General features: G+C 31.8%; 2 protein-coding genes. Both read left to right on the forward strand.

Annotated features, from left to right (window positions below):
* Positions 1–327: 327 nt before the first annotated feature.
* Entirely contained in the window at positions 328–717 is a 390-nt protein-coding gene (locus tag JX312_RS13200) for a hypothetical protein (RefSeq protein WP_204458381.1), read from the forward strand.
* A 102-nt stretch (positions 718–819) separates the two neighbouring features.
* Entirely contained in the window at positions 820–1686 is an 867-nt protein-coding gene (locus JX312_RS13205; protein WP_148062024.1) for a hypothetical protein, read from the forward strand.
* Positions 1687–1725: the final 39 nt, after the last annotated feature.

Consider the following 1725-nt stretch of genomic DNA (forward strand, 5'->3'; position numbering starts at 1 on the left):
GTTTAACAATTTCGCATTAACAGATTTTAAGAGACGCCAGTGTAAATAAAACATGATTGGTTTGGAAAGAGTGATAACCGGGGATTTTCATTTTGTCTTGAATTGGAACATTAAACATAATACGCTTTATCATATATGCTGTGACAGAATGGTTCAAAAATTAATCAAATGTAACAGTTTTTATAAAAATGAAATTAATGTAAATGTGTGTGTACTAATATATTGATAACTTGATAGTTATATTATTTAAAAGTGTAATTAAAATCAATAAAAAGTTAAACGTAATAGATTAATCAAGCTAACTTTGCATTAAAATTTTAAAGAAAAATGAAACAAAAAATTATGGCTATTATAGCCGCCTTAATCACCATGATGTGCTTTCAGATATATGCTGAAAGCAAGCCTTCTTCTAATAAAAATGAAGGTCAGCAGCAATTGATTAGAATATTCACTTCTAATTCGAACCGTCCTCGTTGTCCTGGTAGGCATCTCACGTGTATGTATGCGGGCGATCATGTTACGATTGATTTGCCGGAGAGTATCAGTTTTGCTGAAATTGATATCAAGGATAATGAAACTTCAGTCGTAACGGGAGTTATTACTTATTCAGATCCCACCATGTATTTTGAGTCATTATCAGGATCTTATGACATCTTTGTCATTACACATTCCTTGGATGGAACCGAACAACAATACACGGCAACTTTAAATTTTTAAATGACCCATTTTTAACTACATAACAAAAATTTAAAATATTAAATCACACTATAAATGATTCAATTATATTTCAATATCAATAATAATTATAAACAAAACGCAATGAAAAAATTTTTTGCATTAATTAGCTTTTGCATATTAATTGCTATGCAAAGCTGTTCTTCGGAAGAAGACTTGATGCTTAATGAACCGAATAGTTCAGATGCATCTCTATCGCATTTAGTAATTAAATTCGAAAATCGAATCTATGAAACAGATGTCATAGCTGTTGGTGATTCTGTAAAATATTTGAATGAAGAATATGATAAGGTTTATCGTTCAAAAATTGTTAACATTCCCAATATTGCTGCGGTAGTAAGCACAAATGAAGCAGGGACAACATTCGTTGAATATTTCTACTCTGAGAAAAAACTTCTGGATAAATATAACTTTATTCCATTGGAAAATAAATCAGAACAGATGACAGGTAATTCAACAAGAAGTGGAGTAATCGACTTGATGTTGGCCAATAATACCTCTCCGATTCTTGCAGTTGCCGAACTGTATGATGATAGAAATTTTAAGGATACAAAACTTATTTCTTATGCTTCGACTTCGTGGGCAACAAGTGTTCAAAAACTAAAAGATTTAGGGTTTAATGACAAAACATCTTCTATAAAAGTGTTTAACAAAATGAACCCTAACTCTTCATATACAATTGAATATATTTCTATAGGTATTCCACACCATAAGACACATAGCGGATCAGCAATACGCCCCGTTCTTACGTGCTTTGAAGACTCATATTATTCTGGATCCGTGATTTATTGTATTGCATCACCAACGGGAAGTCCGACAGACCATATTGACACAAACCTAAAAAATATCGGTTGGAATGATAAAATTTCCGCAATTGGATGGCAATTGGTGGTTGATTTTTCTGTTTTTAATGGAGAAAATCCCCAGATTCCAGCACACCCAGGTTGTTAATAAAAATATGAAAACAAAACACTAGTGTCTCTTAAAAAG

The organism is Barnesiella sp. CU968, assembly GCF_905219685.1.
Taxonomy (GTDB): domain Bacteria; phylum Bacteroidota; class Bacteroidia; order Bacteroidales; family Muribaculaceae; genus Lepagella; species Lepagella muris_A.